The 24,406-nt window shown below is 64.7% G+C and carries 30 protein-coding genes and 1 riboswitch; of the genes, 16 read left to right on the top strand and 14 right to left on the bottom strand.

The genetic code is table 11. The annotated features are described in order from the left end of the window. The first annotated feature begins 102 nt into the window (after positions 1 to 102). Both BRA1417_RS0138520 and BRA1417_RS45200 read left to right on the top strand, forming a co-directional pair. Positions 103 to 525: a hypothetical protein gene (locus tag BRA1417_RS0138520; RefSeq protein WP_007614810.1), complete on the top strand. Its 423-nt coding sequence runs from the start codon at positions 103 to 105 to the stop codon at positions 523 to 525. A 298-nt stretch (positions 526 to 823) separates the two neighbouring features. Beyond that, positions 824 to 961, top strand: a complete 138-nt coding sequence (locus BRA1417_RS45200) for a hypothetical protein (RefSeq protein WP_007614812.1) — start codon at positions 824 to 826, stop codon at positions 959 to 961. Positions 962 to 1,002: 41 nt separating this feature from the next. Here the strand turns inward: BRA1417_RS45200 and BRA1417_RS45205 are convergent, their stop codons facing one another. The 3 genes from BRA1417_RS45205 to BRA1417_RS0138540 form a co-directional block, all read right to left on the bottom strand. Then, positions 1,003 to 1,149 carry a hypothetical protein gene (locus BRA1417_RS45205; protein WP_007614826.1) on the bottom strand — a complete coding sequence of 49 codons (147 nt, stop codon included), beginning with the start codon at positions 1,147 to 1,149 and terminating at the stop codon, positions 1,003 to 1,005. Positions 1,150 to 1,347: 198 nt separating this feature from the next. Continuing rightward, on the bottom strand, positions 1,348 to 1,830 hold the full coding sequence (locus BRA1417_RS0138535) for a MaoC family dehydratase (RefSeq protein WP_027520354.1): 483 nt from the start codon (positions 1,828 to 1,830) through the stop codon (positions 1,348 to 1,350). Then, the gene (locus BRA1417_RS0138540; RefSeq protein ID WP_027520355.1) at positions 1,830 to 2,282 is read right to left on the bottom strand and encodes a MaoC family dehydratase; all 453 of its coding nucleotides are present in this window, start codon (positions 2,280 to 2,282) and stop codon (positions 1,830 to 1,832) included. The genes BRA1417_RS0138535 and BRA1417_RS0138540 overlap by 1 nt, the downstream gene beginning before the upstream one ends. A gap of 178 nt (positions 2,283 to 2,460) precedes the next feature. On the opposite strand from BRA1417_RS0138540, the gene BRA1417_RS0138545 reads away from it, so the two are divergent. Continuing rightward, positions 2,461 to 2,757, top strand: coding sequence for a DUF4282 domain-containing protein (locus BRA1417_RS0138545; RefSeq protein ID WP_007596805.1), 297 nt, complete (start codon positions 2,461 to 2,463; stop codon positions 2,755 to 2,757). Between the two features lie 47 nt (positions 2,758 to 2,804). On the opposite strand, the gene ychF is transcribed toward BRA1417_RS0138545, so the two are convergent. The 4 genes from ychF to BRA1417_RS0138565 form a co-directional block, all read right to left on the bottom strand. Further along, on the bottom strand, positions 2,805 to 3,902 hold the full coding sequence (ychF, locus tag BRA1417_RS0138550; protein ID WP_007614830.1) for a redox-regulated ATPase YchF: 1,098 nt from the start codon (positions 3,900 to 3,902) through the stop codon (positions 2,805 to 2,807). A gap of 5 nt (positions 3,903 to 3,907) precedes the next feature. Continuing rightward, positions 3,908 to 4,513 carry an aminoacyl-tRNA hydrolase gene (gene pth, locus BRA1417_RS0138555; protein ID WP_027520356.1) on the bottom strand — a complete coding sequence of 202 codons (606 nt, stop codon included), beginning with the start codon at positions 4,511 to 4,513 and terminating at the stop codon, positions 3,908 to 3,910. 58 nt (positions 4,514 to 4,571) lie between these two features. Continuing rightward, the gene (locus BRA1417_RS0138560) at positions 4,572 to 5,291 is read right to left on the bottom strand and encodes a 50S ribosomal protein L25/general stress protein Ctc (protein ID WP_007614832.1); all 720 of its coding nucleotides are present in this window, start codon (positions 5,289 to 5,291) and stop codon (positions 4,572 to 4,574) included. A 183-nt stretch (positions 5,292 to 5,474) separates the two neighbouring features. Then, positions 5,475 to 5,726: an accessory factor UbiK family protein gene (locus BRA1417_RS0138565; RefSeq protein ID WP_007596812.1), complete on the bottom strand. Its 252-nt coding sequence runs from the start codon at positions 5,724 to 5,726 to the stop codon at positions 5,475 to 5,477. 168 nt (positions 5,727 to 5,894) lie between these two features. Here BRA1417_RS0138565 and BRA1417_RS0138570 point away from each other — a divergent pair, with 168 nt between their 5' ends. The 8 genes from BRA1417_RS0138570 to BRA1417_RS0138605 all read left to right on the top strand — a co-directional run bounded on the left by BRA1417_RS0138570 (position 5,895) and on the right by BRA1417_RS0138605 (position 13,656). Beyond that, positions 5,895 to 6,626: a dienelactone hydrolase family protein gene (locus tag BRA1417_RS0138570; protein ID WP_027520357.1), complete on the top strand. Its 732-nt coding sequence runs from the start codon at positions 5,895 to 5,897 to the stop codon at positions 6,624 to 6,626. Positions 6,627 to 6,832: 206 nt separating this feature from the next. Beyond that, positions 6,833 to 7,678 carry a prolipoprotein diacylglyceryl transferase gene (gene lgt / locus BRA1417_RS0138575; protein ID WP_027520358.1) on the top strand — a complete coding sequence of 282 codons (846 nt, stop codon included), beginning with the start codon at positions 6,833 to 6,835 and terminating at the stop codon, positions 7,676 to 7,678. A gap of 21 nt (positions 7,679 to 7,699) precedes the next feature. Further along, positions 7,700 to 8,818, top strand: a complete 1,119-nt coding sequence (locus BRA1417_RS0138580; protein ID WP_027520359.1) for a class I SAM-dependent methyltransferase — start codon at positions 7,700 to 7,702, stop codon at positions 8,816 to 8,818. After that, the gene (gene pgeF / locus BRA1417_RS0138585) at positions 8,815 to 9,582 is read left to right on the top strand and encodes a peptidoglycan editing factor PgeF (RefSeq protein WP_027520360.1); all 768 of its coding nucleotides are present in this window, start codon (positions 8,815 to 8,817) and stop codon (positions 9,580 to 9,582) included. The genes BRA1417_RS0138580 and pgeF overlap by 4 nt, the downstream gene beginning before the upstream one ends. A 113-nt stretch (positions 9,583 to 9,695) precedes the next feature. Further along, positions 9,696 to 10,316 (top strand): hypothetical protein, encoded by a 621-nt coding sequence (locus tag BRA1417_RS0138590; RefSeq protein ID WP_027520361.1) that lies wholly within the window; start codon positions 9,696 to 9,698, stop codon positions 10,314 to 10,316. A gap of 190 nt (positions 10,317 to 10,506) precedes the next feature. Then, on the top strand, positions 10,507 to 11,460 hold the full coding sequence (locus BRA1417_RS0138595; RefSeq protein WP_027520362.1) for a ribose-phosphate pyrophosphokinase: 954 nt from the start codon (positions 10,507 to 10,509) through the stop codon (positions 11,458 to 11,460). Positions 11,461 to 11,596: 136 nt separating this feature from the next. Next, positions 11,597 to 12,625 (top strand): putative zinc-binding metallopeptidase, encoded by a 1,029-nt coding sequence (locus tag BRA1417_RS0138600; protein WP_027520363.1) that lies wholly within the window; start codon positions 11,597 to 11,599, stop codon positions 12,623 to 12,625. Beyond that, positions 12,622 to 13,656: an ATP-grasp domain-containing protein gene (locus tag BRA1417_RS0138605; RefSeq protein ID WP_027520364.1), complete on the top strand. Its 1,035-nt coding sequence runs from the start codon at positions 12,622 to 12,624 to the stop codon at positions 13,654 to 13,656. Before BRA1417_RS0138600 ends, BRA1417_RS0138605 begins: the two co-directional genes overlap by 4 nt. A 76-nt stretch (positions 13,657 to 13,732) precedes the next feature. On the opposite strand, the gene BRA1417_RS0138610 is transcribed toward BRA1417_RS0138605, so the two are convergent. Continuing rightward, a complete protein-coding gene (locus BRA1417_RS0138610) occupies positions 13,733 to 14,311 on the bottom strand; it encodes a 6,7-dimethyl-8-ribityllumazine synthase (protein WP_027520365.1) in 579 nt (192 codons plus the stop codon). Positions 14,312 to 14,387: 76 nt separating this feature from the next. Next, a riboswitch (FMN riboswitch) is annotated at positions 14,388 to 14,547 on the bottom strand. A 384-nt stretch (positions 14,548 to 14,931) separates the two neighbouring features. Between BRA1417_RS0138610 and BRA1417_RS0138615 the strand changes: the two genes are divergently transcribed. Together BRA1417_RS0138615 and proC are read left to right on the top strand one after the other, a co-directional pair. Further along, the gene (locus BRA1417_RS0138615; RefSeq protein ID WP_027520366.1) at positions 14,932 to 15,432 is read left to right on the top strand and encodes a YbjN domain-containing protein; all 501 of its coding nucleotides are present in this window, start codon (positions 14,932 to 14,934) and stop codon (positions 15,430 to 15,432) included. Positions 15,433 to 15,569: 137 nt separating this feature from the next. Continuing rightward, complete coding sequence (gene proC, locus BRA1417_RS0138620; RefSeq protein ID WP_156949118.1) at positions 15,570 to 16,442, top strand: pyrroline-5-carboxylate reductase; 873 nt, start codon at positions 15,570 to 15,572, stop codon at positions 16,440 to 16,442. 3 nt (positions 16,443 to 16,445) lie between these two features. On the opposite strand, the gene BRA1417_RS0138625 is transcribed toward proC, so the two are convergent. The 6 genes from BRA1417_RS0138625 to BRA1417_RS0138650 all read right to left on the bottom strand — a co-directional run bounded on the left by BRA1417_RS0138625 (position 16,446) and on the right by BRA1417_RS0138650 (position 21,314). Continuing rightward, the gene (locus tag BRA1417_RS0138625) at positions 16,446 to 16,838 is read right to left on the bottom strand and encodes a thioesterase family protein (protein WP_027520368.1); all 393 of its coding nucleotides are present in this window, start codon (positions 16,836 to 16,838) and stop codon (positions 16,446 to 16,448) included. Between the two features lie 183 nt (positions 16,839 to 17,021). Next, positions 17,022 to 17,306, bottom strand: coding sequence for a tautomerase family protein (locus BRA1417_RS0138630; protein WP_256379222.1), 285 nt, complete (start codon positions 17,304 to 17,306; stop codon positions 17,022 to 17,024). 18 nt (positions 17,307 to 17,324) lie between these two features. Beyond that, on the bottom strand, positions 17,325 to 18,845 hold the full coding sequence (gene hisS, locus BRA1417_RS0138635; protein ID WP_027520369.1) for a histidine--tRNA ligase: 1,521 nt from the start codon (positions 18,843 to 18,845) through the stop codon (positions 17,325 to 17,327). Between the two features lie 50 nt (positions 18,846 to 18,895). Beyond that, positions 18,896 to 19,420: a YegJ family protein gene (locus tag BRA1417_RS0138640; protein ID WP_027520370.1), complete on the bottom strand. Its 525-nt coding sequence runs from the start codon at positions 19,418 to 19,420 to the stop codon at positions 18,896 to 18,898. 118 nt (positions 19,421 to 19,538) lie between these two features. After that, positions 19,539 to 19,931, bottom strand: a complete 393-nt coding sequence (locus BRA1417_RS0138645; protein WP_245286333.1) for a DUF2314 domain-containing protein — start codon at positions 19,929 to 19,931, stop codon at positions 19,539 to 19,541. A gap of 300 nt (positions 19,932 to 20,231) precedes the next feature. Then, positions 20,232 to 21,314 carry a branched-chain amino acid aminotransferase gene (locus BRA1417_RS0138650; protein ID WP_027520372.1) on the bottom strand — a complete coding sequence of 361 codons (1,083 nt, stop codon included), beginning with the start codon at positions 21,312 to 21,314 and terminating at the stop codon, positions 20,232 to 20,234. A 339-nt stretch (positions 21,315 to 21,653) separates the two neighbouring features. Between BRA1417_RS0138650 and BRA1417_RS0138655 the strand changes: the two genes are divergently transcribed. Genes BRA1417_RS0138655 through BRA1417_RS0138665 form a run of 3 tightly spaced genes read left to right on the top strand, consistent with a single transcriptional unit; the run spans position 21,654 to position 24,327 of the window. Beyond that, positions 21,654 to 22,193: a MarR family winged helix-turn-helix transcriptional regulator gene (locus BRA1417_RS0138655; protein ID WP_027520373.1), complete on the top strand. Its 540-nt coding sequence runs from the start codon at positions 21,654 to 21,656 to the stop codon at positions 22,191 to 22,193. Beyond that, positions 22,190 to 22,921 (top strand): response regulator, encoded by a 732-nt coding sequence (locus BRA1417_RS0138660; protein ID WP_027520374.1) that lies wholly within the window; start codon positions 22,190 to 22,192, stop codon positions 22,919 to 22,921. The genes BRA1417_RS0138655 and BRA1417_RS0138660 overlap by 4 nt, the downstream gene beginning before the upstream one ends. 17 nt (positions 22,922 to 22,938) lie before the next feature. Further along, positions 22,939 to 24,327: an ATP-binding protein gene (locus BRA1417_RS0138665; RefSeq protein WP_027520375.1), complete on the top strand. Its 1,389-nt coding sequence runs from the start codon at positions 22,939 to 22,941 to the stop codon at positions 24,325 to 24,327. Positions 24,328 to 24,406: the final 79 nt, after the last annotated feature.

Below are 24,406 nucleotides of genomic sequence, written 5' to 3' on the forward strand. Positions count from 1 at the left end.
CACCTCGGCCAAGTTGCGGCCAAAATCCGACGCCCTAGTCCGGACTGACGTCGTCGTGCGGGGGACACTCGCGCTGCGCTCAACGCGAACAGGGGAACAACGATGAACGCCATGCGTCCGGAAAAGACCGAAGGCACCGAGACCGAGACCATCGACACCAACCTCGCCGCCGTGACGGAAGTCGAAGCCGGCATCCGTGACTTCGTCCGCAACGACATCGCCTATCTGCGCCGTCCGGCAGCGACCGCCACGGACGCGCCGCCGCTTGATCCGAGCGCTGAGGCCACCGTCACCAACGTCAACTCGTTGATCCAGCGCGTCGCCGGCACCTCCCTCGCCGAGATCGAGAATTTGATCTCCGAGCTCGAGAGCCTGCGCGACCTGCTCCACGCCGAAGGCCAGCGCGTCCAGCGCGAGATCTCCGGCTACGCCCAGCTCAGCCAGGCCGCGATGAAGTCGACCCGCATGATCGCCGACAACGTCTCGCAGTGGAAGCGCGCCGCCGACGGCCTGCGCAACAGCTGAGCGCTGACATCACGCATCACCGGCCGCCGCGTTCCGAAAGGGGCGCGGCGGTTTTTGATTCTGGTGTGTGTGCTCTCCCTCGCCCCGTTCTTACGGGGAGAGGGTTGGGGTGAGGGGCTGCTTCAGAAAATTCGGTGACAGATGGACTCGCGGAGAGTCCCCCTCACCCGGATCGCTGTGCGATCCGACCTCTCCCCGCAAGCGGGGCGAGGTGAAGGTCACCCCTTTGAACTTCCCGCATCCTCCCGGCGACTAACGCCAAGCGCTCCTGCCATCGCGGCCGGGCCCGGGGACATTCATGGAAAGCATTCGGCCCGACACCACCGACCCGATACCGCTGCGGCCCGCGCCGAACCAGTTCGGCACGATCATGCTGCGCTTTGTCGGATTGCTGGCGGTTGCGATCGCGATATTGGCGTTCGTCTATAGCCGCTGAAGGCGGAGGCCGCGTTGCGGCCCCGCGGAGTTAACGAAATCTTACCGGGTGGCTTCCACGGTCGAGGCTTCCAGGGTGTAGGCCCCATCGGCATAGCCCTTCACCACCATGCCGGCGACCAGCATCACGGCCAGCGTCGCGGTAGCAAAGATGAATCCGACCAGTTTGAGTGCGCCGCGATCTGCCATGGTCCTCGTCCCCTGTACTCTGCCCAGTTCGTTCAAATAGACAGCGACAGGTTCATAATTGGTTAGCAACTCGATGGTTCCGCGCACTGCTTCGCGGGAAAACCATGTTGCGCAGGCTTATGGCAGCCACCCGGAATCGCGTCCATAGCGCGGGGGCAACACTCGCGCGCTGTTTTTGCCGTTCATCCTGGAACGAATCTAACCGCCGTTCGCACGCATCGGCACGAAAGCACTGGCGGTGATGGCGTAGACGTCCTCGCCGCGCTGGTTGGTGCCGGTGGTGCGCGCGGTCAGGATGCCCCAGCCGGGTCGCGAGGCGGAGCTGCGCTTGTCGATGACGACGTTGACGTAGGTGACGATGTCGCCGGCGAGCACCGGCCTGATCCAGCGCAGGTCGCGAAAGCCCGGCGACGGACCCCACACCGCGACCTCCTCCCCGCGCGAGGCGGCTTCCCGCGCCAGACGCTGGCCGTCGGCGACAAGCAGGCTCATGCAGGCTGAGCCGACATGCCAGCCCGAGGCCGCGAGCCCGCCAAACAGCGAGTTCTTGCCCTCCTCCTCGTCGAGGTGAAAACGCTGCGGATCGAACTTTGCGGCGAATGTCTTGATCGACTCGGCCGTGAACGTATAGGCGCCGATCTCGCGGCGATGCCCAATCTCGATCTCCTCGAAAAACGGCATCAGACCGCCCCCTCGCGCCGCTTGATCAGGATCGGCGAGGTCATCTCGCACAGCGCATCACCCCTGGCGTTACGCACAGTGCATTTGAACTTGACGATGCCGAGCTCCGGGCGGCTCTTCGAGGTGCGGGCCTCCAGCACGTCGACGTCGAGCATGAGGTCGTCGCCGGGCCTGAGCGGCGACAACCAGCGCACCTCATCGACGCCGGGAGATCCCAGCGAAGCGGCGCGGGTAATGAAGCCGTCGGCCATCATCCGCATCATCAGCGAACAGAGATGCCAGCCCGAGCCGGACAGGCCGCGCAGCATGCTTTTGCTGGCGGCCTCCTCGTCGAGGTGCATCGGCTGCGGATCGAACTCGGCGGCAAAGGCCACGATCTCGTCGCGCGTGACATGGCGCGGGCCGAATGTTCCGAACCGGCCGGGCGGGAAATCTTCGAAGGTCAGGGTCATCTTGGGAAAGGTTTGAGGGAATGACAGATTGTGGCCGCACTTTGCGGCAATCTCAACCCGCCGGCCCGCATGGCTCGTGCTACATTCGGCGCGCCGGCGTCGATCTTGAGTCGGATCGATCAGGGGCCACGATCCATTTGCAAAGCCCGACAACACCTGAATTGCCCTGGGGAGAGCAATGTTTTCATTCAGCGACCTGTTTCAATGGGACCGCTTCATCACGCCGACGATCATCAAGACCTTCTACTGGCTGGTGATCGCGCTGATCTGCCTGTTCGGCCTCTCCGGCATCTTCTCCGGCCTCGCGATGATGGCAATCAGCCCGTTCGGCGGCTTCCTGATGCTGCTGTCGTCGATCGCGAGCGTCGTCGTCGGAATCGTGTTCTCGCGCATCATCGCGGAGCTGATCCTGATCATCTTCCGGATCAACGAGCATCTCGGCGCGATCAGAGATCAGGGCGGCGGGGTACGGTGAGGCTTCCGTGTCCCGGACGGTGCGTCCGGGGCACGAACTCCAGAATCTTACGTATTGAACCTGAAATGCATCACGTCGCCGTCGGCGACGACGTATTCCTTGCCTTCGAGGCGGAGCTTGCCCGCATCGCGGGCGCCGGCTTCGCCGCCGAGCGCGACGTAGTCCTCATACGCGATGGTCTCGGCGCGGATAAAACCCTTCTCGAAGTCGGTGTGGATCACACCGGCCGCGCCCGGCGCCTTGGTGCCGCGATAGATGGTCCAGGCGCGCGCTTCCTTCGGGCCCACCGTGAAATAGGTGATGAGGTCGAGCAGCGTGTAGCCGGCGCGGATCAGGCGATCGAGGCCGGCCTCTTCGAGACCCAGCGTCTCCAGGAAGTCGGCGCGTTCGTCACGTGAGATGGTGGCGATCTCGGATTCGATTTTTGCCGAGATGACGACGGCAATGGCGCCCTCCTTGGCAGCCTGGTCCTGCACCGCCTTCGAGAACGAATTGCCAGTCGCGGCCGAGCCTTCCTCGACGTTGCAGACGTAGAGCACGGGCTTGGACGATAGCAGGCCGAGCATCCCGAAGGCGCGCTCCTCCTCGGCCTTGCGTTCGACGAGGCGCGCAGGCTTGCCCTCGCGCAGCAGCACCAGGGTGCGATTGACGAGGTCGAGCTGCTCCTTGGCGTCCTTGTCGTTGCCCTTGGCCTTCTTGGACAGATTGTCGACGCGCTTTTCGAGGCTGTCGAGATCGGCGAGCATCAGTTCGGTCTCGATGGTCTCGATGTCGGCGAGCGGGGCGATCTTGCCCTCGACATGGGTGATGTCGGAATCCTCGAAGCAGCGCACGACATGCGCGATGGCGTCGACCTCGCGGATGTTGGCGAGGAATTGGTTGCCGAGGCCTTCACCCTTGGACGCGCCGCGCACGAGGCCAGCGATATCCACGAAGGTCAGCCGGGTCGGGATGATCTGGCCCGACTTGGCGATCGCTGCGAGCTTGTCGAGCCGCGGATCCGGCACCGCGACCTCGCCGACATTCGGCTCGATCGTGCAGAACGGATAGTTCGCCGCCTGCGCCGCGGCCGTCTCGGTCAGCGCGTTGAACAAGGTCGATTTGCCGACATTGGGCAATCCGACGATCCCGCATTTAAATCCCACGAGCGTTAATCCTTGCCGTTGTCGTCCTTGGTCAAAAATCCCTTCGCCTGCATGGCGAGGTGCACCCTGTTGGCGAAGGTCGCGTCCGTGCCTTTGGCAACCAATGCCGCGTGCTCGGCCACCGCGTCGCAGAGCGTCGCCACCCAGTCGTTGTCGGCTTTGGCGAAGTCCGACAGCACATGGCCGTGCACCAATTCCTTGACGCCGGGATGACCGATACCGAGCCGCACTCGGCGGTAGTCGTTGCCGATATGGGCGGAGATCGAGCGCAGGCCGTTGTGGCCGGCGATGCCGCCGCCGATCTTCACCCGCACCTTGCCCGGCGGCAATTCGAGCTCGTCATGGAATACGGTGACGTCGCCCGTCGCGATCTTGAAGAAGCTTGCCGCTTCCTGAACGCTGCGGCCGGACTCGTTCATGTAGGTCATCGGCTTGAGCAGGATCACGCGCTCGGTGCCGAGCGTGCCTTCCGAGGTCTCGCCCTGAAACCTGCGGCGCCAGGGCGCGAAACCATGACGCCGCGCGATCTCGTCGACGGCCATGAAGCCGACATTGTGCCGGTTACGTGCGAATTTCGGGCCGGGATTGCCGAGCCCAACAAACAGTCGCATGACGCGGCGCGCCCCTCGCTCGGCGCGCGGTCAGGGACCGCGCGCCAGCTTTGAGAGATTACTTCTTCTTGTCGCCGCCGGCGGGAGCCTTGGCAGCCGGGGCCTTGGCAGCCGCTGCCGGAGCAGCAGCACCAGCAGCCGGAGCGGCACCAGCCGCCGGAGCCGCAGCACCCGCAGCAGGAGCAGCAGCCGCGGCCTTCAGCTCTTCGGCGTAGCCGGACGGCGGCACGATGGTGACGAGGGTCGCGTCCTCGGCGGTCAGCGCCTTCACGCCGGCCGGCAGCTTGATGTCGGAGAGATGCAGCGAGTGGCCGATCTCGAGCGAACCGACGTCGGCCTCGATGAACTGCGGGATGTTCTCCACGCCGCACTCGAGCTCGATCGCGTGCGCAACGATGTTCACGGCGCCGCCGCGCTTCACGCCGGGCGAACCTTCGGCCTTCACCACGTGCAAGGGAACGCTGATGCGGATGGTGGCGCCTTCGCCGAGCCGCATGAAGTCGACATGGATCGGGAAGTCCTTGACCGGATCGAGGTGGTAGTCGCGCGGAATCACGCGGTGCTTGTTGCCTTCGAGGTCGATGTCGACCAGCGTGGTCAGGAACCGGCCGGCGAGGATGCGCGAGCGCAGTTCGCGATCGTCAACCGAGATGGTCAGCGGGGGCTGGTTGTTGCCATAGATCACTCCGGGCACTCTCCCGGCGCGACGCTCAGCCCGGGCGGCCCCCTTGCCGCTCTTCGGACGTGCGGTCGCCTTCAATTCCTTGACGGTCGCCATAACGTTAAGTCCTTGTTTTTGCAAAAGTTAATGGGCCGCAGCGCGGCCCATGGCATACGCCGCAGCAAGCCTCCAGGGGTGCGGGGGCTGCGGACGTGGCGGGCTTTTACCCGGAAGACGCGGAAATGACAAGGAGAATGGGCCGCCGGGCGGAACCCGATCGCCCGGACGGAGCCGGCAGAATTACCCGCCGAGCTTGGCCTCTAGCGCCGCGATGCGCGCCTTCAGAGCCTCGTTCTCCTCACGCGCCAAGCGCGCCATGTCCTTGACCGCCTCGAACTCCTCGCGCTTGACCAGGTCCATGTCGCGCAGAAATTTTTCGGCCTGGGTGCGCATCACCGTGTCGAACTCGCGCTTGACGCCCTGCGCGGCACCGGCGGCGTCGTTCATCAGGCGGCCGATCTCGTCGAAAAACCGGTTGTTGGTCTGGGTCATGTCGGTCTCCTGGCGGCTTTCGATGAACTCTGCGCGAACGCGCGGGAAGACAATGGCAATCCGTTTGGGCCGGTTCAAGGGCCGATCGGCGGTATCCTTGTCATGCCCCGGTTTCCTTGCAATCGTATTGAACGTCCCTGCATAAGAAGAATCACAAAGGCGCTCGAGATGATCGACCAGCAGATCGCGATCCCCACCAAGGACGGTCACACCGCAACCTTCATCAGCCATCCCGAACGCGGCGGGCCGTTTCCGGTCATCCTGTTCTACATGGACGCGCCGGCGATCCGCGAAGAGCTGCGCGACATGGCGCGCCGGCTCGCGACATCGGGCTATTACGTGATGCTGCCGAACCTCTATTACCGGTCCGGGGTGATGGAGCTCGGCGCGCTGCCGGCCGATCCGAACGCGCCGGAGCGCAAGCGCATGTTCGCGCTGATGGGATCGCTCACGATCCCCATGATCATGGACGACACGCGGGCACTGCTCACCTATGCCGAGGGTCAGGCGGCCGCGAACACCAAACTGATCGGCACTGTCGGCTACTGCATGAGTGGCCGCTACGCGGTCAACGCCGCCACGCATTTCCCCGATCGCGTCAAGGCCGCCGCCTCGGTCTACGGCACGCAGCTCGCAACCGACCAGGACGATAGCCCGCATCTCGCGGCAGCCAAGACCAAGGCCGAACTCTACTTCGCCTGCGCCGAGACCGACATCTACGCACCCGCCGAAATCATCGAGAAGGTGAAGCAGGGCATGAGCGGCGCCAAAGCCGAAGTCGAGATCTATCCCGGCACCCATCACGGCTTCGCCTTCCCCAAGCGTCCGGTCTACGACCGCGACGCTGCCGAGCGGCATTGGGAGCGTCTGCTGGCGCTCTATCGCCGCAATCTCGTGTGAGCAGGATGGATCAGCGCATCCGCGGACTCGGTGCACCTCTCCCGCTTGCGGGGGAGGTCGGCGCAAAGCGCCGGGTGGGGGCTCTCTCCTCACTGGGAGTCTTTCGGCGGAAACACCCTCTCCCCTACCCTCTCCCGCAGGCGGGAGAGGGGACGCAGCTCCGTCGGGGCCGCAGCTTGCCCTCCAGTCTCTAGAAGCAAGGCGCGATGCCCTTTCTCCTCATCGACTTCCCCGCCTTCAAGCCGATCGCGATCGAGATCGGTCCGTTCGCGATCCGCTGGTATGCGCTGGCCTATATCTGCGGAATCGTGTTCGGTTGGCTCTATGCGCGTTCGCTCCTGAAGAAAGAGGGGCTGTGGGGCGGCCCGGCGCCGATGTCGCTGCTGCAGATCGACGACTTCATTCTGTGGGTCACCCTCGGCATCATCCTCGGCGGCCGCACCGGCTATGTGCTGTTCTACAATCTGCCTTTCTTCTTCGATCATCCCGCCGCGATCTTCAGGTTGTGGGAAGGCGGAATGTCCTTCCACGGCGGCTTTCTCGGCTGCGTCGTGGCGGTGATGTGGTTCGCCTATCGCAACGGCATCTCGATCCTGTCGCTCGGCGACATCACCACCGCCGTTGCTCCGGTCGGGTTGCTGCTCGGACGCATCGCCAACTTCATCAATGGCGAATTATGGGGCCGCGCCGCCGACCCGGAGCTGCCCTGGGCGATGATCTTCCCCAACGATCCCACCCAGCTGCCGCGCCATCCGAGCCAGCTCTACGAGGCCGGCATGGAGGGCATTTTGCTGTTCACGGTGCTCGCGATCATGATCCGCTTCGGCGCCCTGAAACGGCCCGGTATGATCCTCGGCGCCTTCATCCTGATCTATGGTCTGAGCCGGATTGCCGGCGAGCATTTCCGCGAACCGGACGTCCAACTCGGCTTCCTCTGGGGCGGATTAACCATGGGCATGCTGTTGTCGATCCCGATGCTTATTGTGGGCGGCATACTTATTGTATTGGCAGTGAGGCGCGGTGCGCCGAAGCCCGCAGGGGCTATTCGTTAATTCCTTTTGAGAAGATAGGCCGTGACCGACCAGCCGTTACTCGACGAGATCAAGGCGCTGATCAAATCCTCAGGCCCCATGCCGGTCTGGCGGTACATGGAACTGTGCCTGATGCATCCGCGCTATGGCTATTACGTCTCGCGCGATCCGTTGGGACGAGAAGGCGATTTCACCACCGCGCCCGAGGTGAGCCAGATGTTCGGCGAGCTCTTGGGCCTGTGGACTGCTTCGGTGTGGAAGCAGATGGGGTCGCCGCAATTCCTGCGGCTGATCGAGCTCGGCCCCGGCCGCGGCACCATGATGGCGGATGCGCTGCGCGCGCTCCGCGTGCTGCCGCCGCTCTACCAGGCGCTCCACATCCACATGGTCGAGGTCAATCCGGTCCTGCGCGAGCGGCAGAGTGCGACGCTGTCGGGCGTGCGCAACATCGCCTGGCACGACAGCATCGACGACGTGCCCGAGGGACCGAGCATCATCCTCGCCAACGAATATTTCGACGTGCTGCCGATCCATCAGATGGTCCGTCACGAGAACGGCTGGCACGAGCGCGTGATCGAAGTCGACGCCAACGGAAAACTTCAATTCGGCGCGGCGGCCGAGCCGACGCCGCGCTTCGAGGTGCTGCTGCCGCCTCTGGTGCGCGCCGCGCCCGTCGGGGCCGTGTTCGAATGGCGGCCCGATGCGGAGATCATGAAGCTCGCCAGCCGCGTGCGCGACCAGGACGGCGCGGCGCTGATCATCGACTACGGCCATCTGCGCAGCGATGCCGGCGACACCTTCCAGGCGATCGCGCGCCACACCTTCACCGATCCCCTGAAGGCGCCGGGCCAGGCCGACGTCACGGCCCATGTCGACTTCCAGGCGCTCGCGCGCGGGGCGGAGGACGTCGGCGCCCGCGTGCACGGGCCGGTGACGCAGGGTGATTTCCTCAAACGCGTCGGCATCGAGACCCGTGCAGCCGCCTTGATGCAGAAGGCGGCGCCCGACGTTGCCACCGACATTTCGATCGCGCTCAAGCGCCTGACCGAAACCGGGCGCAGCGGCATGGGTTCGATGTTCAAGGTGCTCGGCATCTCCGAGCCGCGGCTGACGGGCCTTGCGGGCCTGAGCGATCTCGAACGCGGCGGAGACGATTCATGACGCTTGCCTCCTCGCTGCTGTCGGCGGTGCCGGGCCTGCGCCACGCCTTCTTCACCCGCGAGGGCGGCGTCTCGGGCGGCATTTACTCCGCGCTGAACGGCGGGCTCGGCTCCAACGACGATCAGGCCCTTGTCGCGGAGAACCGCCGCCGCATGGCCGAGCATGTCGGCGTCGCACCGGAACGCTTTCTCAGCCTGCACCAGATCCATTCGCCCGACGTGCTCGTGGCCGACGCTCCGTGGCCGAGCGGGCCGCGGCCAAAGGGCGATGCGCTGGTGACGAAGGTGCCCGGCATCGCGCTCGGCGTCTCCACCGCCGATTGTGGGCCCGTGCTGTTCGTCGATCCCGACGCGGGCGTGATCGGCGGCGCGCATGCCGGCTGGAAGGGCGCGCTCACCGGCGTGCTGGAGCAGACCATTTCGGCGATGGAAAAACTCGGCGCCTCGCGGAGCCGCATCATCGCCGCGATCGGCCCGCTGATCCGCCAGGACAGTTATGAAGTCGGCAATGAGTTCGTGGCGCGCTTCATCGAGGCGGATGCGGACAACGCGATGTTCTTCATCCCGTCGGTGCGCGAGGGCCACGCGATGTTCGACCTCGCCGGCTTCATCCGGATGCGTCTGGAAGCCGCGGGCATTCTGATGATCGACGATCTCGGTCTGGACACCTACGCCGACGAACGCTTCTTCAGCTACCGCCGCTCGGTGCATCGCAAGGAGCCGGATTACGGCCGCCACGTCCACGCGATTGCGCTCGAAGCGTGAACACAAGAGCAACCCCGTGTCATTCCGGGGCTATGCCTGCGCGCGATGACAGTGGGCTGTGGCGCACCCGCCCTAGACGTTAATGCGTTTTAACGATATCGCTGCCCTCCATAATGAGGGACGCGTCATTCATCTTGCGCCGCGCGGGTTCGCGCGTGCTGGCGGTCATGCTGCTGACGGCTGCGACTGCGCTTGGCGGCTGCGCCGGCGGCGGTGGTGCCGCGAACTCCTATGCGATGGCGCCGAGCTCCGGGGCGACGGTCGCGTTCGAATCGATCGACGGGCCGCCGCCGCAAGTGTTCGACCGCATGGTCGGCGTGCTCGACAGCGAATCCAAGCTGCGCAGCCTGTCCGTGGTCTCCCGCGAGGGGACGGCTGCCTACCGCGTGCGCAGCTACCTCTCCGCCCAGATCGTGCGCGGCAAGACGGTGATCGCCTGGGTCTGGGACGTCTACGACGCCAACCAGCAGCGGGCGCTGCGCCTTTCCGGCGAGGAACCGACCGCGGCCAAGGGCGGCCGCGATGCTGGCCGGGATCCTTGGGGCGCTGCCGACGACCTCGTGCTGCGGAAGATCGCCCAAGCCGGATTCAGCGGACTTTCCAACATGATCAACGGCACGCCGGATGCGCCGGGCTCGGCTCCCGGCTTGCGCGGGCCGGCCGTGGCGAGCGTGATCCCGGAGGCTCCGGTGGGCGAGATGCCGGCCTCGGCTCTAGGCTATGCCGAGCGATAACCCCCGCGAAACCACGGTCCCAACTTCCGGCCAAACCGTTGGCCGGACTCGGGATTTCGCAGGGAAAACGTAGCGTCCCGGGTTGCCATTGCAGCCTCCGGCCTGATATTTCCTCGCCCGTCGTAACCGTGCTCCGTGGGTATCCGAGATGTTGAACATCGTGTCCAGCAAAGCGCGGGAGGAAGCGTCCATGTCGGCCAAGAACGGCTCCATCAAGCTCGTCGCCGGTAACTCCAATCCGGCTCTCGCACAGGCTATCGCACAGGGCCTGGACATGCCGCTGACCAAAGCGGTGGTCCGGCGCTTCGCCGACATGGAAATCTTCGTCGAGGTCCAGGAGAACATCCGCGGCTCGGATGCCTTCATCATCCAGTCGACTTCGTTTCCGACGAACGACAACCTGATGGAGTTGCTGATCATCACCGACGCGCTGCGCCGCTCCTCGGCCCGCCGCATCACCGCAGTGATCCCCTATTTCGGCTATGCCAGGCAGGATCGCCGTTCCGGCTCCCGCACGCCAATCTCGGCGAAGCTCGTCGCCAATCTGATCACCCATGCCGGCGTCGATCGCGTCATGACGCTCGACCTGCATGCCGGCCAGATCCAGGGCTTCTTCGACATCCCAACCGACAATTTGTTCGCTGCGCCCCTGATGGTGCGCGACATCCGCGAACGCTTCGATCTCGGGAAGGTGATGGTGGTGTCGCCCGACGTCGGCGGCGTGGCCCGCGCCCGCGGCCTCGCCAAGCGCATCAACACCCCGCTTGCGATCGTCGACAAGCGCCGCGAACGCGCGGGCGAATCCGAGGTCATGAACGTGATCGGCGATGTCTCCGGCTACAGCTGCATCCTGGTCGACGACATCGTCGATTCCGGCGGCACGCTGGTGAACGCGGCCGATGCGCTGATCGCCAAGGGCGCCAAGGACGTCTACGCCTACATCACCCACGGCGTGCTCTCCGGCGGCGCGGCGGCCCGGATCGCGAACTCCAGGCTGAAGGAGCTGGTGATCACCGACTCGATCCTGCCGACCGAGGCGGTGAGCAAGGCGCCGAACATCCGTACGTTGCCGATCGGCAGCCTGATCTCCGACGCGATCGCGCGCACCGCGGCGGAAGAGTCAGTGTCGAGCCTGTTCGACTGACCTTCTTACCTCGCCCCGCTTGCGAGGCGAGGGAGTGCGAGCATCTACCGTCCCTTACGACGCCCCCCGGGTTGTTGCCAACGACCGCCCATGACATCATCCGAATCCCGAGTCATCTCTGCCCTCTGGATGCCCGATGCCACGCCGGAAATTTGCCTGGGAGAAGCTGTCGGATGACGCGTTGCTCAAGCAACGTCTCTCCAGCCTGAGGGTTACGGTCGAAGGCACCTGGCTCGAGGATTGCGTCAGCACACTCTATGAGGAGCTGGAAGAACGGGATATCCGGCTGCGGCCGCACACCTGGATGTCGAGCGAATGGTTCAGTCCGGGCGGCGTTCCCGGCATCGCCATTCCGTTCTATCTTGCTCATCCTCGCCTGATGAAGCTCGAAAAGAAGATGATGTTCGACGTCGAGGGCGGGACCTGGCGCGAGTGCATGGCCATCCTCCGTCACGAGGCGGGCCACGCGATCCAGCACGGCTACCAGCTACAGCGCCGGCGGCGCTGGCAGCAGCTGTTCGGCCCGTCGTCGAAACACTACCCGCGGTACTACCGGCCCAATCCGGCGAGCAGGCGTTACGTCCAGCATCTGCGGCTGTGGTATGCGCAGAGCCATCCGGACGAGGATTTCGCCGAGACCTTTGCGGTGTGGCTGCGGCCCCGTTCGAACTGGCGGACGCGATATGCTGGTTGGCCGGCGCTGAAGAAGCTCGAATATGTCGACGAGCTGATGGGCGAGATCGCGGGAAAGCGGCCGCCGATCGCGACGCGGGAGCGTGTCGATACGCTGGGTCGGCTCAGCCAGACGCTCGAAGAGCACTACAAGAAGAAGCAGGCGTTCTACGCCTTCACGCCCCCCAAGACCTACGACCGCGATCTCTCCCGGCTGTTTTCAGCCGATCCACGGCATCACCGCTCAAAGCCGGCTTCGGCCCTGATCCGGCGCCACCGCTCCCAGATCAGGCAATTGGTCGCGCGATGGACCGGCGAGAATCAGCTTACGCTCGATGCCGTGCTTGACGAGATGATCTCTCGCTGTCGCGAGCTCGATCTGCGTGCCGTCGGCCCTGAACAGAAGCTCGTTCTCGACTTCATCGTCCTCGTGACAGCCAAGACGATGCACACGATGTTTGGCCCGTCTCGACGAAAATGGATCGCGCTATGAGACGTCTGCGCATTCTGGTCCTCATGCATCCGGACTTCGTGCCGCCGGACTCCAGCGACGGGCACACCGCGCAGGAAATCAACGCGTGGAAAACCGAATACGACGTGGTGAGTACCTTGCGCGCGGCAGGCCATGAGGTTCGCCCGCTAGGCGCGCAGGAGGAAATCAGGCCGGTGCGCGAAGCGATCGAGGAGTTCAAGCCGCACGTGGTTTTCACGTTGCTGGAGGAATTCCATAACAACGTCGCCTTCGACCAGCACATCGCGAGCTATCTCGAGCTGATGAAGGTCCCTTATACCGGATGCAATCCGCGCGGCCTGACCCTGGCCCGCGGCAAGGATTTGTCCAAGACGCTGGTGCATCACCGCCGGATCGCCGCTCCGGCTTTTGCCGTCTTCCCGATGCGCCGCAAGGTGAAACGCCCGACGCGTCTTGCGCTGCCGCTGATCGTCAAGAGCCTGAACATGGATGGCTCGTTCGGCATCTCGCAAGCCTCGATCGTCGATACCGACGAGAAGCTGGCCGAGCGGGTTGCCTTCATCCACGAGCGGGTCGAATCCGCCGCCATCGCCGAGCAGTTCATCGAGGGGCGAGAGCTCTACGTCGGCGTGCTCGGCAACAACCGCTTACGCGTTCTGCCGATCTGGGAGTTGAAATTCGGCAGCATGGGCGGCCGCTCGTCACGGCATATCGCCACGGAGAAGGCCAAGCACGACACCGACTATCAGGAAAAGGTCGGCATCGTCGATGGACCTGCGAAGGATCTGGCGCCGGAAGTGACCGCCAGGATCCAGCGGGCCGCGAAACGCATCTACCGGGTGCTTGGCCTCGACGGCTACGCGCGCATCGATTTTCGTCTCACCGCCGACGGCACGCCGTATTTCATCGAAGCCAATCCCAATCCCGAGATCGCCAAGAGCCAGGAATTCGCCACGGCGGCTCTACATGCCGGGCTGAAATATCCGGCTCTTCTGCAGCGCATCCTGGCCCTCGGGATCAGCCGCGCCAAAGCGGGGGTGTCATTGGGGTGATGACGGCGGCGATCGCCCCTCATCCTTCGAGACGCGCTTGGCGCCCCTCCGGATGAGGGATCGTCGTTGCGCTGCGTTACACGATTCCCGCCGCGACCTGGCCGCGCAGGCGTTCGAGCCCGAGCAATGTCTCCGCACAGGCGGCCGCCACCTCGACGCCCTTGATCGCAAAATGCCTGCGGAAGAAATCGTAGTGCACCTCGGTCTCGTGGAATTGCTGCGGTGTCAGCACCGCGGAGAACACGGGCACCTCGGTGCGCAGCTGCACGTCCATCAACGCCTTGATCACGGTGTCGGCGACGAACTCATGGCGGTAGATGCCGCCGTCGACGACGAGGCCGGCCGCGACGATCGCGGTGTAGCGTCGTGTCTTGGCGAGGATCTGCGCATGCAGCGGGATCTCGAACGAGCCCGGCACCTCGAACACGTCGACATGATTGAGGTGGCGCGCTTCGGCCTCCTTCACGAAGGCGATACGGGCCTCCGCGACCACGTCGCGGTGCCAGCAGGCCTGCACGAAGGCCACCCGCTGCGGTTTCGCAAAGCGCGGATGGTCGGGCGCCGGATCGTGCGGAACCGGCGGTGGCGTTCGGGTTGGTTGGGACGTTTCGGCTTGGGAAGTTTGGACTTGGGGATCTTGCAACATCTGATTCATGGCTTTCCTCAGTTAAGGACCAGAATCAGGGCACACGGAACGACAAACAGCCGCATCCTGCGATGCGTCTGCCACCGACCGTTCTCTTTCATCCGGACTTTAACCGTCGGCCTCGGAGTTGCACCGAATCTGCTGACCCTTCCCCTCAGCAACAGACTTTGAGGAAGGCGCTCGCGGGCTTAGGCCTTACGGCCCTTACCGCCGGTGGGGACTTTCACCCCGCCCTGAGAACATCGGCCGCCCGGAATGAACGGCCTGACCGAAATATGACGCCGGTTCGGGGCCGCGGCAAGCGGGTTCCGCATGGGAAAACCGCATGGTCCCATGCCGGGATGGCGGTCCAGGGGGCACGCGGCGGAATTAGCGATTGGCGGGCCATCGAATCCGATTCCGGTTTGTTCTTCCCGTTAATAATTGTGGCCGAGATGAGCTGTGGACGAACGAGTCCTGACTTGTGGACGGACTCGGCAGCCAGTTGCGCAGATTCCGCAAATCACATCAGTTGATCCGCGACAAGCCCGCGCTGATCCGAACGGATCGCCTTAGCAATATTAAGGAGCGCGCGCCGGACCAACCGCGTGCGTATCAAAGACAACAAAAAGGCAAGAGGTCGAGACGGCATGTCCCTGCTCGAAGGCACTATCGATTCCAAAAACCATCCGCTCGCGGTGGTCGAGGATATCGCTGCCAGCAACAACTGGCCGTTCGAACGCTCCGGCGAAGACGAACTCACGATTGTCTCCAAGGGACAATGGACCGACTACCAGATCTCCTTCACCTGGATGGGTGAGATCGAGGCGCTGCATCTGGCCTGCGCGTTCGACATGAAGATTCCGGTCGCGCGACGGGGCGAAGTGCAGCGGCTCGTGGCCGCGGTCAACGAGCAGCTGTGGGTCGGGCATTTCGACCTGTGGACCACCACCGGCATGATCATGCATCGGCAGGCCCTGGTGCTGCCGGGCGGGCTCATCGCCTCCACCGGGCAGTGCGAAGCCATGCTCGCCGGCGCCATCCACGCCTGCGAACGCTATTTCCCGGCATTCCAGTTCGTGGTGTGGGCCGGCAAGTCCACGGGGGAAGCCATGGACGCGGCCATGTTCGACACGGTGGGCGAGGCGTAAGACCTCACCCCTCTCCAACGTCGTCCCGGACAAGCGTAGCGAAGCGGAGCGCAGATCCGGGACCCATACCGCATGATTTCGCTGTATCGCGCGATGCTTGTTGCTCTGCCTTCCATCCACTAGAAACATTCGGGGTTATGGGTCCCGGCCTTCGCCGGGACGACACCGAATTTGTGGTGACCACAGTGGCGAACAGCACTCTCCAAAACATCACCGGCACCATCCTTCTCGCCGGCGCCGGCAAGATGGGCGGCGCGATGCTGACCGGATGGCTTTCGGGCGGTCTCGATCCGCGCCGCGTCGCGGTGATCGATCCGCACATCTCGGCCGAGATCACCGCACTTGCCGCCAAGGGGGTTGCGCTCAATCCGGACGTGACGGCGGCGGGCCAGGCCGAGACGCTCGTGGTCGCGGTGAAGCCGCAAATGTTCCGCGAGGCCGGCGCCAAGCTGAAGCTATTCGTCTCCGACAAGACCTCCGTGCTGTCGATCATGGCGGGAACCACGATCGCCTCGCTCGAGGAGGTCTGCGGCGGCGCGGTCGTGCGCGCGATGCCGAACACGCCGGCCGCGATCGGTCGCGGCATCACGGTGGCTGTCGCCGCGAACAACGTCAGCGCACAGCAACGCGCGGTGGCCGATGCGCTGCTACGCGCCACCGGCTCGGTCGAATGGGTCGACGATGAGAGCCTGATGGACGCGGTGACCGCGGTGTCGGGCTCGGGCCCGGCCTATGTGTTTTTGCTGGCCGAAGAGCTCGCGCGCGCCGGTGTCGAGGCCGGATTGCCCGAGGCGCTCGCGACAAAACTCGCACGCGAGACCGTCGCCGGCTCGGGTGAACTTCTCCACCAGTCGGAGCTTGCCTCCGGCACGCTGCGCCAGAACGTCACCTCGCCCGGCGGCACCACCGCCGCGGCGCTCGGTGTGCTGATGGGCGAACCAGGCCTGCGCGATCTGATGATCCGCGCGATCGCGGCGGCGACGCAGCGGTCGAAGGAATTGGCGAAGTAGCGGCTACGCCCCCAACCGCTTGTTGAACATCGCGACATTGACGAGCCCGCGGGCGTGGCGGCCTTCGCCGAGTTTTCGCGAGCCCTCGAAGGCCTCGACCTCGAAGCGGATGACGCGGCGCTCGACTGCGAAAACCTTCGCGGTGGTCCGCACCGTCGCACCGACAAGGGCTGCTGCAAGATGGCGGATATCGACCTCGGTGCCGACGGTGACCCAGCCGGACTGAAGGACGCTGCGAATCGCATCGCCCGACGTCATCTCCATTTCCAGAATCATCATCGGCGTCGCATAGACCATCGGCATGCCGGGCACGAAATGCCCGACCGTGCGCTCCACCGGCACCACCAGCGTGCGCTCGGCGCTCATGCCGACCTTGATGAAGTCGCGTGCGTCCATGGGGCCTCACTATTGGTGTCGTCCCGGCCTAGTGCGCAATTGCGCACGGGGGCCGGGCCCCATAACCACCGAATTAAGTTTGCCGAAGACTTGCGATTGACAGCTCGCGCAACAATGCAGGCCTGTGGCTATGGGTCCCGGCCTTCGCCGGGACGACGATGGTGTCTGCAGCTACAGCGGTGACTACTTCTTCGCAGCCGCCGCGCGCTCCACGAACGTCTTGCCGCCCTTCATCTTGTGGCGGAGCGGGGCCTCGTTGATCTGGATGACGACGGCGTCGGCATCGACGCCGAGATTCTTCACCAGTGCCTGGGTGATGTCGCGCATCATGCCGGCCTTCTGCTCGTCGGTGCGGCCTTCGGCCATGCTGACAGTGATCTCAGGCATTTTTCTCTCCCTTGGGCCTAACACCGGCCATTGACGGGCGCCATCAAACAGGAGGCGGATGCCCGGGACAAGCCCGGGCATGGCGGCGTCAGCGAATAGCTAGCCCCAGCTCACGTCATGGCGCGCCAGCACCTCGCGAACTTTGGCGACAAGATCGGCCTCGCTGCACGAGAACTGCGCCGGGCGGCTCTCACGCCATTCCTGGTTGGAAGCGATCGCGGCCGCCGCCTTCGCGCCCTCGATCAGATCCTTGATCTGCACCTCGCCACGCGCTTTTTCATCCGAGCCCTGGATGATGACGCAAGGCGCATTGCGGCGATCGGCATATTTGAGCTGGTTGCCCATGTTCTTGGGATTGCCGAGATAGAGTTCGGCGCGAATGCCGGCGCTGCGCAAGCTCGCGACCATCTTCTGATAGTCGGCGACGCGGTCGCGGTCGAACACGGTGACAACGACGGGGCCGAACCCGGGCTTCGTGTCGAGCTTGCCGAGCAGGGTCAGCGCGGCCTGAAGCCGCGACACGCCGATGGAGAATCCGGTCGCCGGCACCGGCTCCCCGCGGAAGCGCGAGACCAGGCCATCATAGCGGCCACCACCGCCGACCGAGCCGAACCGCACGGGGCGGCCTTTTTCATCCTTGGTGTCGAGCAGCAGTTCGACCTCGTAGACGGGGCCGGTGTAATATTCGAGGCCGCGCACCACGGAGGGATCGATCTTGATGCGGTCTGCCCCGTAACCCGACGCCGTCACCAGCTTGGCGATCTCTTCCAACTCGCTCACGCCGGCCTGACCAACTTCGCTCTTGGCGAGATAGGTTTCCGCCGCGGCAATGGCCTCTTTCCAGTCGTCGCGCGGTTTGGTGATGGCCAGCACAACGTCGGCCTCCGACGCGTTCAGGTTGGCGCCCTTCGTGAAGTCGCCCTTGCCTTCTTCGCCGCCATCCCATCTGCCGGGACCGAGCAGCTTGCGAACTTCCTCGGCGGGAAATTTGTCGAGCTTGTCGATTGCGCGCAACACGGTCAGTCTGCGGCCCGCGTTCTCTTCGCCGCCGAGCCCGATTGCTTCCAGAACGCCGTCGAGCACCTTGCGGTTGTTCACCTTCACGACATACGAGCCGCGCGCAATGCCCAGCGCTTCCATCGTGTCCGCCGCCATCATGCAGATCTCCGCGTCCGCCGCCGGCGTCGCCGATCCCACCGTATCGGCGTCGAACTGCATGAACTGGCGGAAGCGGCCGGGGCCGGGCTTCTCGTTGCGGAACACGTAGCCGACCCGGTAGCTGCGGTAGGGCAGGACCAGGCCGTCGGTCCCGTAGCGCTCGCCGACGTAGCGGGCGAGCGGCGCGGTCAGATCGTAGCGCAAGCTAATCCACTGCTCGTCGTCGTCCTGGAACGAGAACACGCCCTCGTTCGGACGATCCTGGTCGGGCAGGAACTTGCCGAGCGCATCGGTGTATTCCATCGCCGGCGTTTCCACGGGCTCGAACCCGTAGAGCTCGTAGACCGTCCGGATCTTTTCCACCATCTCGCGCGTCGCCCGGATCGCGGCGGGATCGCGATCCTCAAGCCCGCGCGGCAGGCGCGCCTTCAGTTTCTGGGGTTTTTTGGATTTTTCGGCCATGCGCGGCATTTACCAGCCGACGCGCGAAGCGGCAACTGCCGGGTAGGCCCTTACGGCTGCTCCATCCGTGCCCGCAGCGCATCGGCATCCGCTTTCGGCAGCGACTTCAGCGTCGGCTTGATGGTTTCGCCGCCAACGATCTTCCCGTTGCGCATGAACATCCAGTCCGAGATGTCGGCTTCGCTGAACTTGACCTCGTCGCCTGCCCGCTTGCCGGGTAGATCGCGTGGCTCATTGGCGAAGAGGCCGGAATAGCCCCCATTCGGCAGCTTCTTCACCTCGGCGATCCAGATGTGCTCACCGCCCTTGCGGGTCGAAAAGTGTACCTTCAGGGCGTGCCCTGTCTCTGACGGTTTCGGCGCCTCGTAGGAGGCCCAGAAGGTCGGCAGCGTGCCACGCGCGCGCGCGATCGCGGTGTTCATCTCCGGATCGGTGGTGCGCACGTCGACGACGGGCGAACGGCCCTCAGCTGAGACATCCGGCTTGGGGCCGATGGTCAGAATGCCGAAGACAGTGACGCCGGCGATTGCGGCGAGAACGGCCCATTTCAGGGGTTGGGGAAGAGTGGATGCCATGGTCGCGATGTCCGGATGGATGAATATCTCCGGGCTTTGTCGCGGGAACGTGGCGGGGCGTTCATGGCCGTCGCCGCAAGCAGAGGCAACGGAAGAGAGATTGTTCCGCGCCCAAGGCTTACGGCTGCTCCATCCGGGCCCGGAGCGCGTCGGCGTCCGCCTTCGGCATGGATTTGAGCAGCGGCTTGATGGTTTCGCCGCCGACGATCTTGCCGTTGCGCATAAACATCCAGTCCGAGATGTCGGCATCCTTGAAGGCGGCGAGGTCTCCCAACCGCTTTCCTGGCAGATTGCGCGGCGTATCCCCAAACCGCGCTGCATATTCCCCACCCGGAAGCTTCTTCACTTCACTCATCCAGATGTGCTCGTCGTTCCCGGTGCTCGGAAATCGAACCTTGAGAGTGTGCTCCGTCTCCGTTCGCTTTGGTGCTTCATAGGAAGCCCAGAAGACAGGCAGGGTAGCGCGTGCCCGAGCGATCGCGGCATTCATTTCGGCGTCCGTGTCGGCCACGCTGATGATCCGGTCCGCCACCTCGACCGCCGGCCCGGGACCCAATGTTAGAATGCCGAATAGAGCGACTGCCGTTACGACAGCGGATACGGCCCACTTGATTGGCTGGGAGAGAGGGGCAGGCATGTCGCGAGGTCTGAGAGGCTTGATGTCTCGTCATCCTCGCACAGTTGCAGTGATGGATTCAACAACTAAAGGTTAGCGCCGTTCGTGCAAACGCGGCGCACTTCCTTCGCAGGAAGGTGCGCTGCGGATCCGTTTCGCGAGCTTGGCCCCGCGCTCGGCCCAGGAGACGAGGTCTCAAATCACCTTTTTGATCCAGTTGTGCGGATCATTGGTGCGGCCGTACTGGATGTCGACGAGCTGCTTGCGCAGGCCCATGGCGACGGGGCCGGCGGCGCCGCCCGAGATCTCGAAATCGCCGCTCACTGAGCGCACTGTGCCGATCGGCGAGATCACGGCGGCCGTGCCGCAGGCAAACGCCTCCTTCAGCTTGCCGCTTGCCGCATCCTTGCGCCACTGGTCGAGCGAGTACGGCTCCTCGCGCACGGTCTTGCCGGCGTCTTTGGCCAGCGCGATGATGGAATCGCGGGTGATGCCGGGCAGGATGGTGCCGAGCGGCGGCGTCGAGAGCGAGCCGTCGTCGAACACGAAGAACACGTTCATGCCACCGAGCTCCTCGATGTAGCGCCGCTCGATCGCATCGAGAAAGACGACCTGATCGCAGCCGTGCTGGATCGCTTCGGCCTGGGCGCGCAGGCTTGCGGCATAGTTGCCGCCGCATTTGACGGCGCCGGTGCCGCCGACCGCAGCGCGCGTGTAGTTCTCGGACACCCAGATCGAGACTGGCGCGGGGCCGCCCTTGAAGTAGGAGCCGACCGGCGAGGCGATCACCGCGAAAATGTATTCGGACGAGGGCTTGACGCCGAGGAAGGTCTCGCTCGCGATCATGAAGGGGCGCAGGTAAAGACTGCCCTCGCCGCCCGGCATCCAGGCGCGATCGATGCGCACGACCTGCTCGACCGCCTCGATGAAGACGTCTTCAGGGAGCTGCGCCATCGCCATGCGGTCGGCCGAGTCCTTGAAGCGCCGCGCATTGGCGTCGGGACGGAACAGGTTCACGCCGCCGTCGTCGCGCTTGTAGGCCTTGAGGCCTTCAAAAATTTCCTGGGCGTAGTGCAGGACGGCGCCGGCCGGATCGAGCTGGAAATTGGTGCGCGCCTCGACACGCGCCTCGTACCAGCCGCCCTTGGCCTGGTTGTAGCGGACCACCGCCATGTGGTCGGTGAAGACCCGCCCGAAGCCGGGGTCGACCAGCTTGGCGACCCGATCCTTCTCGGACGTCGGATTGGATGCGGGCTGGATGTCGAATTTCATGCTCATGTCCTTGCCTCCCGCTGCCGGTGGCGGCGCCGTTCTGGCACCCGCCTGCCCCGATTTGGGCCCGGCTGGCTCGATTGGTTTCTGGCCGGACCGCCGCCAGCCTTGTTACGGCCGGTTTCCGTGGCCAGCATGTCACCGAGGACATGCTTTTGCGGAAGACGGAAGTCCAGTATGTTTTGCCGAAATGCCGTTCGACAATCGCACGGTAGATCTGCTCCGGCCGTCGCCGCCTGTCCGGCCCACTGTGGCCGCCTTGCTTCGAAGCCCACCCGACGCGAAACGATCTAAAATTTCGTGCGGGCTAATCGTTTTGTAACATTGAGACCAAGATACGTCAATATGCCTGACATAAATTTCGCGACTCCTTCTCAAGACGCTGCCGGGCCGCGGCCGGCGGCAGACGACGGAGGCAATTTGCGCTGGGATATCATCGAACTGCTGTTCTTCGCCTATCGCGATTTCGTCGGCGATCCCGACCAGGAGCTGGAGGCGTTCGGCTTCGGCCGGGCCCATCATCGCGTCATGCACTTTGTCTATCGTTATCCAGGTCTCAAGGTCGCCGACCTCCTCGACGTCCTGCGCATCACCAAGCAGTCGCTCGGCCGAGTGCTCAAGCAGCTCCTGGACGAGGGCTATATCGTCCAGAAGACCGGCGACAATGATCGCCGCCAACGCCTGCTGTTTGCGACTCCGAAGGGCGAGGCTCTGGTGCAGAAGCTCGCCGGCCTCCAGACCACGCGCATCACCAAGGCGCTCGCCGAGATGACGCCGCAGGATGCCGAGACCGTCAAGCGCTTCCTGCGCGCGATGATCGACCGCGACGATCCGGACAAGGTGCTCGAGACGATCTTTGCCAGCGTCAATCAGGACAAGGAGTGACCGTGCCGCTCGCTGCCACGCTCGCACGCCCGCCGGCACGCCCCGCCGACGATGCCCCGCATCTCCTGCTGGTCGACGACGACCGCCGCATCCGCGATCTGCTCTCGCGCTTCCTTGCTGGCGAAGGGTATCGCGTCTCGACCGCCGCCAGCGCCAGTGACGCCCGCGCGAAGCTGATGGGCCTGCACTTCGACCTCTTGATCCTCGATGTCATGATGCCCGGCGAGACCGGCTTCGATCTCGCCCGTTTCATCCGGACCTCGTCCTCGGTGCCGATCGTGATGCTGACGGCGCGGCACGAAGCCGAAGCGCGCATCGAGGGCCTGCAGATCGGTGCCGACGACTACGTCGCAAAGCCGTTCGAGCCGCGCGAGCTTGCGCTGCGCATCAACAACATTCTCAAGCGCGCCGCGCCGCCGCCACAGGCCGCTGCGGTCGAGAAGATCGCGTTTGGTCCGTACATCTACCACCTCGAGCGCGGCGAATTGCGCCAGGGCGATGACGTCATTCACCTCACCGACCGCGAGCGCGAGATGCTGCGGATCCTGTCGGAGACACCGGGCGAGACCGTGCCGCGTAGCGCGCTGACCGGCAATGGCAGCGTCAACGAGCGCGCCGTCGACGTGCAGATCAACCGCCTGCGGCGCAAGATCGAGACCGATCCCGCCAATCCGCTGTTCCTCCAGGCCGTGCGCGGCATCGGCTACCGGCTGGTAGCCTCGCCATAAAGAGTGAAGCGCCACCGATGAGCACGATCGATAGCGGCCTGACGCTTTTGAAGAGCGCCGCCGGCCGCGTCTCCGCCGCCAATGGCTGGATGGGCAATGCGTTCAAGGGCTGGATGCCGACCGGCCTCTACGCGCGTGCGCTGCTGATCATGATCGTGCCGATGGTGATCCTGCAATCGGTCGTCGCCTTCGTGTTCATGGAGCGGCACTGGAACACCGTGACGCGCCGCCTGTCGGCCGCGGTGGTGCAGGACATCGCCGCGCTGATCGACGTCTACAAGGGCTATCCTCAAGACAAGGATCGCGACCAGATCCGCCGCATCGCGCAGCAGCGCCTCGGCCTCGTGGTCGATTTCCTCCCGGCCGGCGACATGCCGCCGCCGGGACCGAAGCCGTTCTTCTCGCTGCTCGACCAGACACTGTCGGTGCAGCTCGGCCGCCAGATCGGGCGCTCCTTCTGGATCGACACGGTCGGCCGCTCCAACCTCGTCGAGATCCGGATCCAGCTCGACGACGCCGTGATGCGCGTGTTCGCGCAGCGCAGCGCCGCCTATGCCTCGAACTCCGAGATCTTCCTGTTCTGGATGGTCGGAACGTCCTCGATCCTGCTGATCGTCGCGGTGCTATTCCTGCGCAACCAGATCAAGCCGATCCTGCGACTTGCCGACGCCGCTGAAAGTTTTGGCAAGGGCCGCGAGGCGCCGAATTTCCGCCCGCGCGGTGCGCGCGAGGTGCGGCGCGCATCGGTCGCCTTCCTGGAAATGAAGTCGCGCATCGAGCGGACGATGGAGCAGCGCACCGCGATGCTTGCCGGCGTCAGCCACGATCTGCGCACGATCCTGACGCGGTTCAAGCTCGAGCTGGCGCTGATCGGCGACAGCCCCGAAATGGAGGGCATGCGCAAGGATGTCGACGAGATGTCGATGATGCTCGAGGATTACCTCGCCTTTGCCCGCGGCGATTCCGGCGAGCAGTCGCAGCCGACCGACATGGCCCAGGCGCTCGAGGAGCTGCGCAGCGACGCCGAACGCCACGGCCACACGGCGACCGTCGCGTTCAACGGCCTGCCCGTGGTCACGGTGAAGCCGGCCTCGTTCAAGCGCTGCCTCGCCAACCTCGTCACCAACGCCGCCCGCTACGGCAAGAGCATCGCCATCACCGGCCAGCGCGATCACCGTTATTTGACCGTGACGGTCGACGATGACGGGCCGGGCATTCCCGCCCATTTACGCGAAGAGGTGTTCAAGCCGTTCCTGCGGCTGGACAACGCCCGCAACCAGGACGAAGGCGGCACGGGCCTCGGCCTCGCCATCGCCCGCGACATCGCCCGTTCGCATGGCGGCGACATCACACTTGGCGACAGCCCGATGGGCGGATTGAGGGCGAGCGTGCGGATACCGGTTTAACCGGCTCTTCACCTCGCCCCCGCTTGCGGGGAGAGGTCGAATTCGATCGCTGATCGAATTCGGGTGAGGGGGTACAGGT

It is taken from the genome of Bradyrhizobium sp. WSM1417 (genome assembly GCF_000515415.1).
In the GTDB taxonomy this organism is placed as follows: domain Bacteria; phylum Pseudomonadota; class Alphaproteobacteria; order Rhizobiales; family Xanthobacteraceae; genus Bradyrhizobium.

What these genes read in the sequence shown, in the direction of transcription:
- BRA1417_RS0138520 (WP_007614810.1), top strand. Translation starts at nt 103, where the DNA reads ATGAACGCCATGCGTCCGGAAAAGACCGAAGGCACCGAGACCGAGACC.
- BRA1417_RS45200 (WP_007614812.1), top strand. Translation starts at nt 824, where the DNA reads ATGGAAAGCATTCGGCCCGACACCACCGACCCGATACCGCTGCGGCCC.
- BRA1417_RS45205 (WP_007614826.1), bottom strand. Translation starts at nt 1,149, where the DNA reads ATGGCAGATCGCGGCGCACTCAAACTGGTCGGATTCATCTTTGCTACC.
- BRA1417_RS0138535 (WP_027520354.1), bottom strand. Translation starts at nt 1,830, where the DNA reads ATGCCGTTTTTCGAGGAGATCGAGATTGGGCATCGCCGCGAGATCGGC.
- BRA1417_RS0138540 (WP_027520355.1), bottom strand. Translation starts at nt 2,282, where the DNA reads ATGACCCTGACCTTCGAAGATTTCCCGCCCGGCCGGTTCGGAACATTC.
- BRA1417_RS0138545 (WP_007596805.1), top strand. Translation starts at nt 2,461, where the DNA reads ATGTTTTCATTCAGCGACCTGTTTCAATGGGACCGCTTCATCACGCCG.
- pth (WP_027520356.1), bottom strand. Translation starts at nt 4,513, where the DNA reads ATGCGACTGTTTGTTGGGCTCGGCAATCCCGGCCCGAAATTCGCACGT.
- BRA1417_RS0138560 (WP_007614832.1), bottom strand. Translation starts at nt 5,291, where the DNA reads ATGGCGACCGTCAAGGAATTGAAGGCGACCGCACGTCCGAAGAGCGGC.
- BRA1417_RS0138565 (WP_007596812.1), bottom strand. Translation starts at nt 5,726, where the DNA reads ATGACCCAGACCAACAACCGGTTTTTCGACGAGATCGGCCGCCTGATG.
- BRA1417_RS0138570 (WP_027520357.1), top strand. Translation starts at nt 5,895, where the DNA reads ATGATCGACCAGCAGATCGCGATCCCCACCAAGGACGGTCACACCGCA.
- lgt (WP_027520358.1), top strand. Translation starts at nt 6,833, where the DNA reads ATGCCCTTTCTCCTCATCGACTTCCCCGCCTTCAAGCCGATCGCGATC.
- pgeF (WP_027520360.1), top strand. Translation starts at nt 8,815, where the DNA reads ATGACGCTTGCCTCCTCGCTGCTGTCGGCGGTGCCGGGCCTGCGCCAC.
- BRA1417_RS0138590 (WP_027520361.1), top strand. Translation starts at nt 9,696, where the DNA reads ATGAGGGACGCGTCATTCATCTTGCGCCGCGCGGGTTCGCGCGTGCTG.
- BRA1417_RS0138595 (WP_027520362.1), top strand. Translation starts at nt 10,507, where the DNA reads ATGTCGGCCAAGAACGGCTCCATCAAGCTCGTCGCCGGTAACTCCAAT.
- BRA1417_RS0138600 (WP_027520363.1), top strand. Translation starts at nt 11,597, where the DNA reads ATGCCACGCCGGAAATTTGCCTGGGAGAAGCTGTCGGATGACGCGTTG.
- BRA1417_RS0138605 (WP_027520364.1), top strand. Translation starts at nt 12,622, where the DNA reads ATGAGACGTCTGCGCATTCTGGTCCTCATGCATCCGGACTTCGTGCCG.
- BRA1417_RS0138610 (WP_027520365.1), bottom strand. Translation starts at nt 14,311, where the DNA reads ATGAATCAGATGTTGCAAGATCCCCAAGTCCAAACTTCCCAAGCCGAA.
- BRA1417_RS0138615 (WP_027520366.1), top strand. Translation starts at nt 14,932, where the DNA reads ATGTCCCTGCTCGAAGGCACTATCGATTCCAAAAACCATCCGCTCGCG.
- proC (WP_156949118.1), top strand. Translation starts at nt 15,570, where the DNA reads ATGGGTCCCGGCCTTCGCCGGGACGACACCGAATTTGTGGTGACCACA.
- BRA1417_RS0138625 (WP_027520368.1), bottom strand. Translation starts at nt 16,838, where the DNA reads ATGGACGCACGCGACTTCATCAAGGTCGGCATGAGCGCCGAGCGCACG.
- BRA1417_RS0138630 (WP_256379222.1), bottom strand. Translation starts at nt 17,306, where the DNA reads ATGCCCGGGCTTGTCCCGGGCATCCGCCTCCTGTTTGATGGCGCCCGT.
- hisS (WP_027520369.1), bottom strand. Translation starts at nt 18,845, where the DNA reads ATGGCCGAAAAATCCAAAAAACCCCAGAAACTGAAGGCGCGCCTGCCG.
- BRA1417_RS0138640 (WP_027520370.1), bottom strand. Translation starts at nt 19,420, where the DNA reads ATGGCATCCACTCTTCCCCAACCCCTGAAATGGGCCGTTCTCGCCGCA.
- BRA1417_RS0138650 (WP_027520372.1), bottom strand. Translation starts at nt 21,314, where the DNA reads ATGAGCATGAAATTCGACATCCAGCCCGCATCCAATCCGACGTCCGAG.
- BRA1417_RS0138655 (WP_027520373.1), top strand. Translation starts at nt 21,654, where the DNA reads ATGCCTGACATAAATTTCGCGACTCCTTCTCAAGACGCTGCCGGGCCG.
- BRA1417_RS0138665 (WP_027520375.1), top strand. Translation starts at nt 22,939, where the DNA reads ATGAGCACGATCGATAGCGGCCTGACGCTTTTGAAGAGCGCCGCCGGC.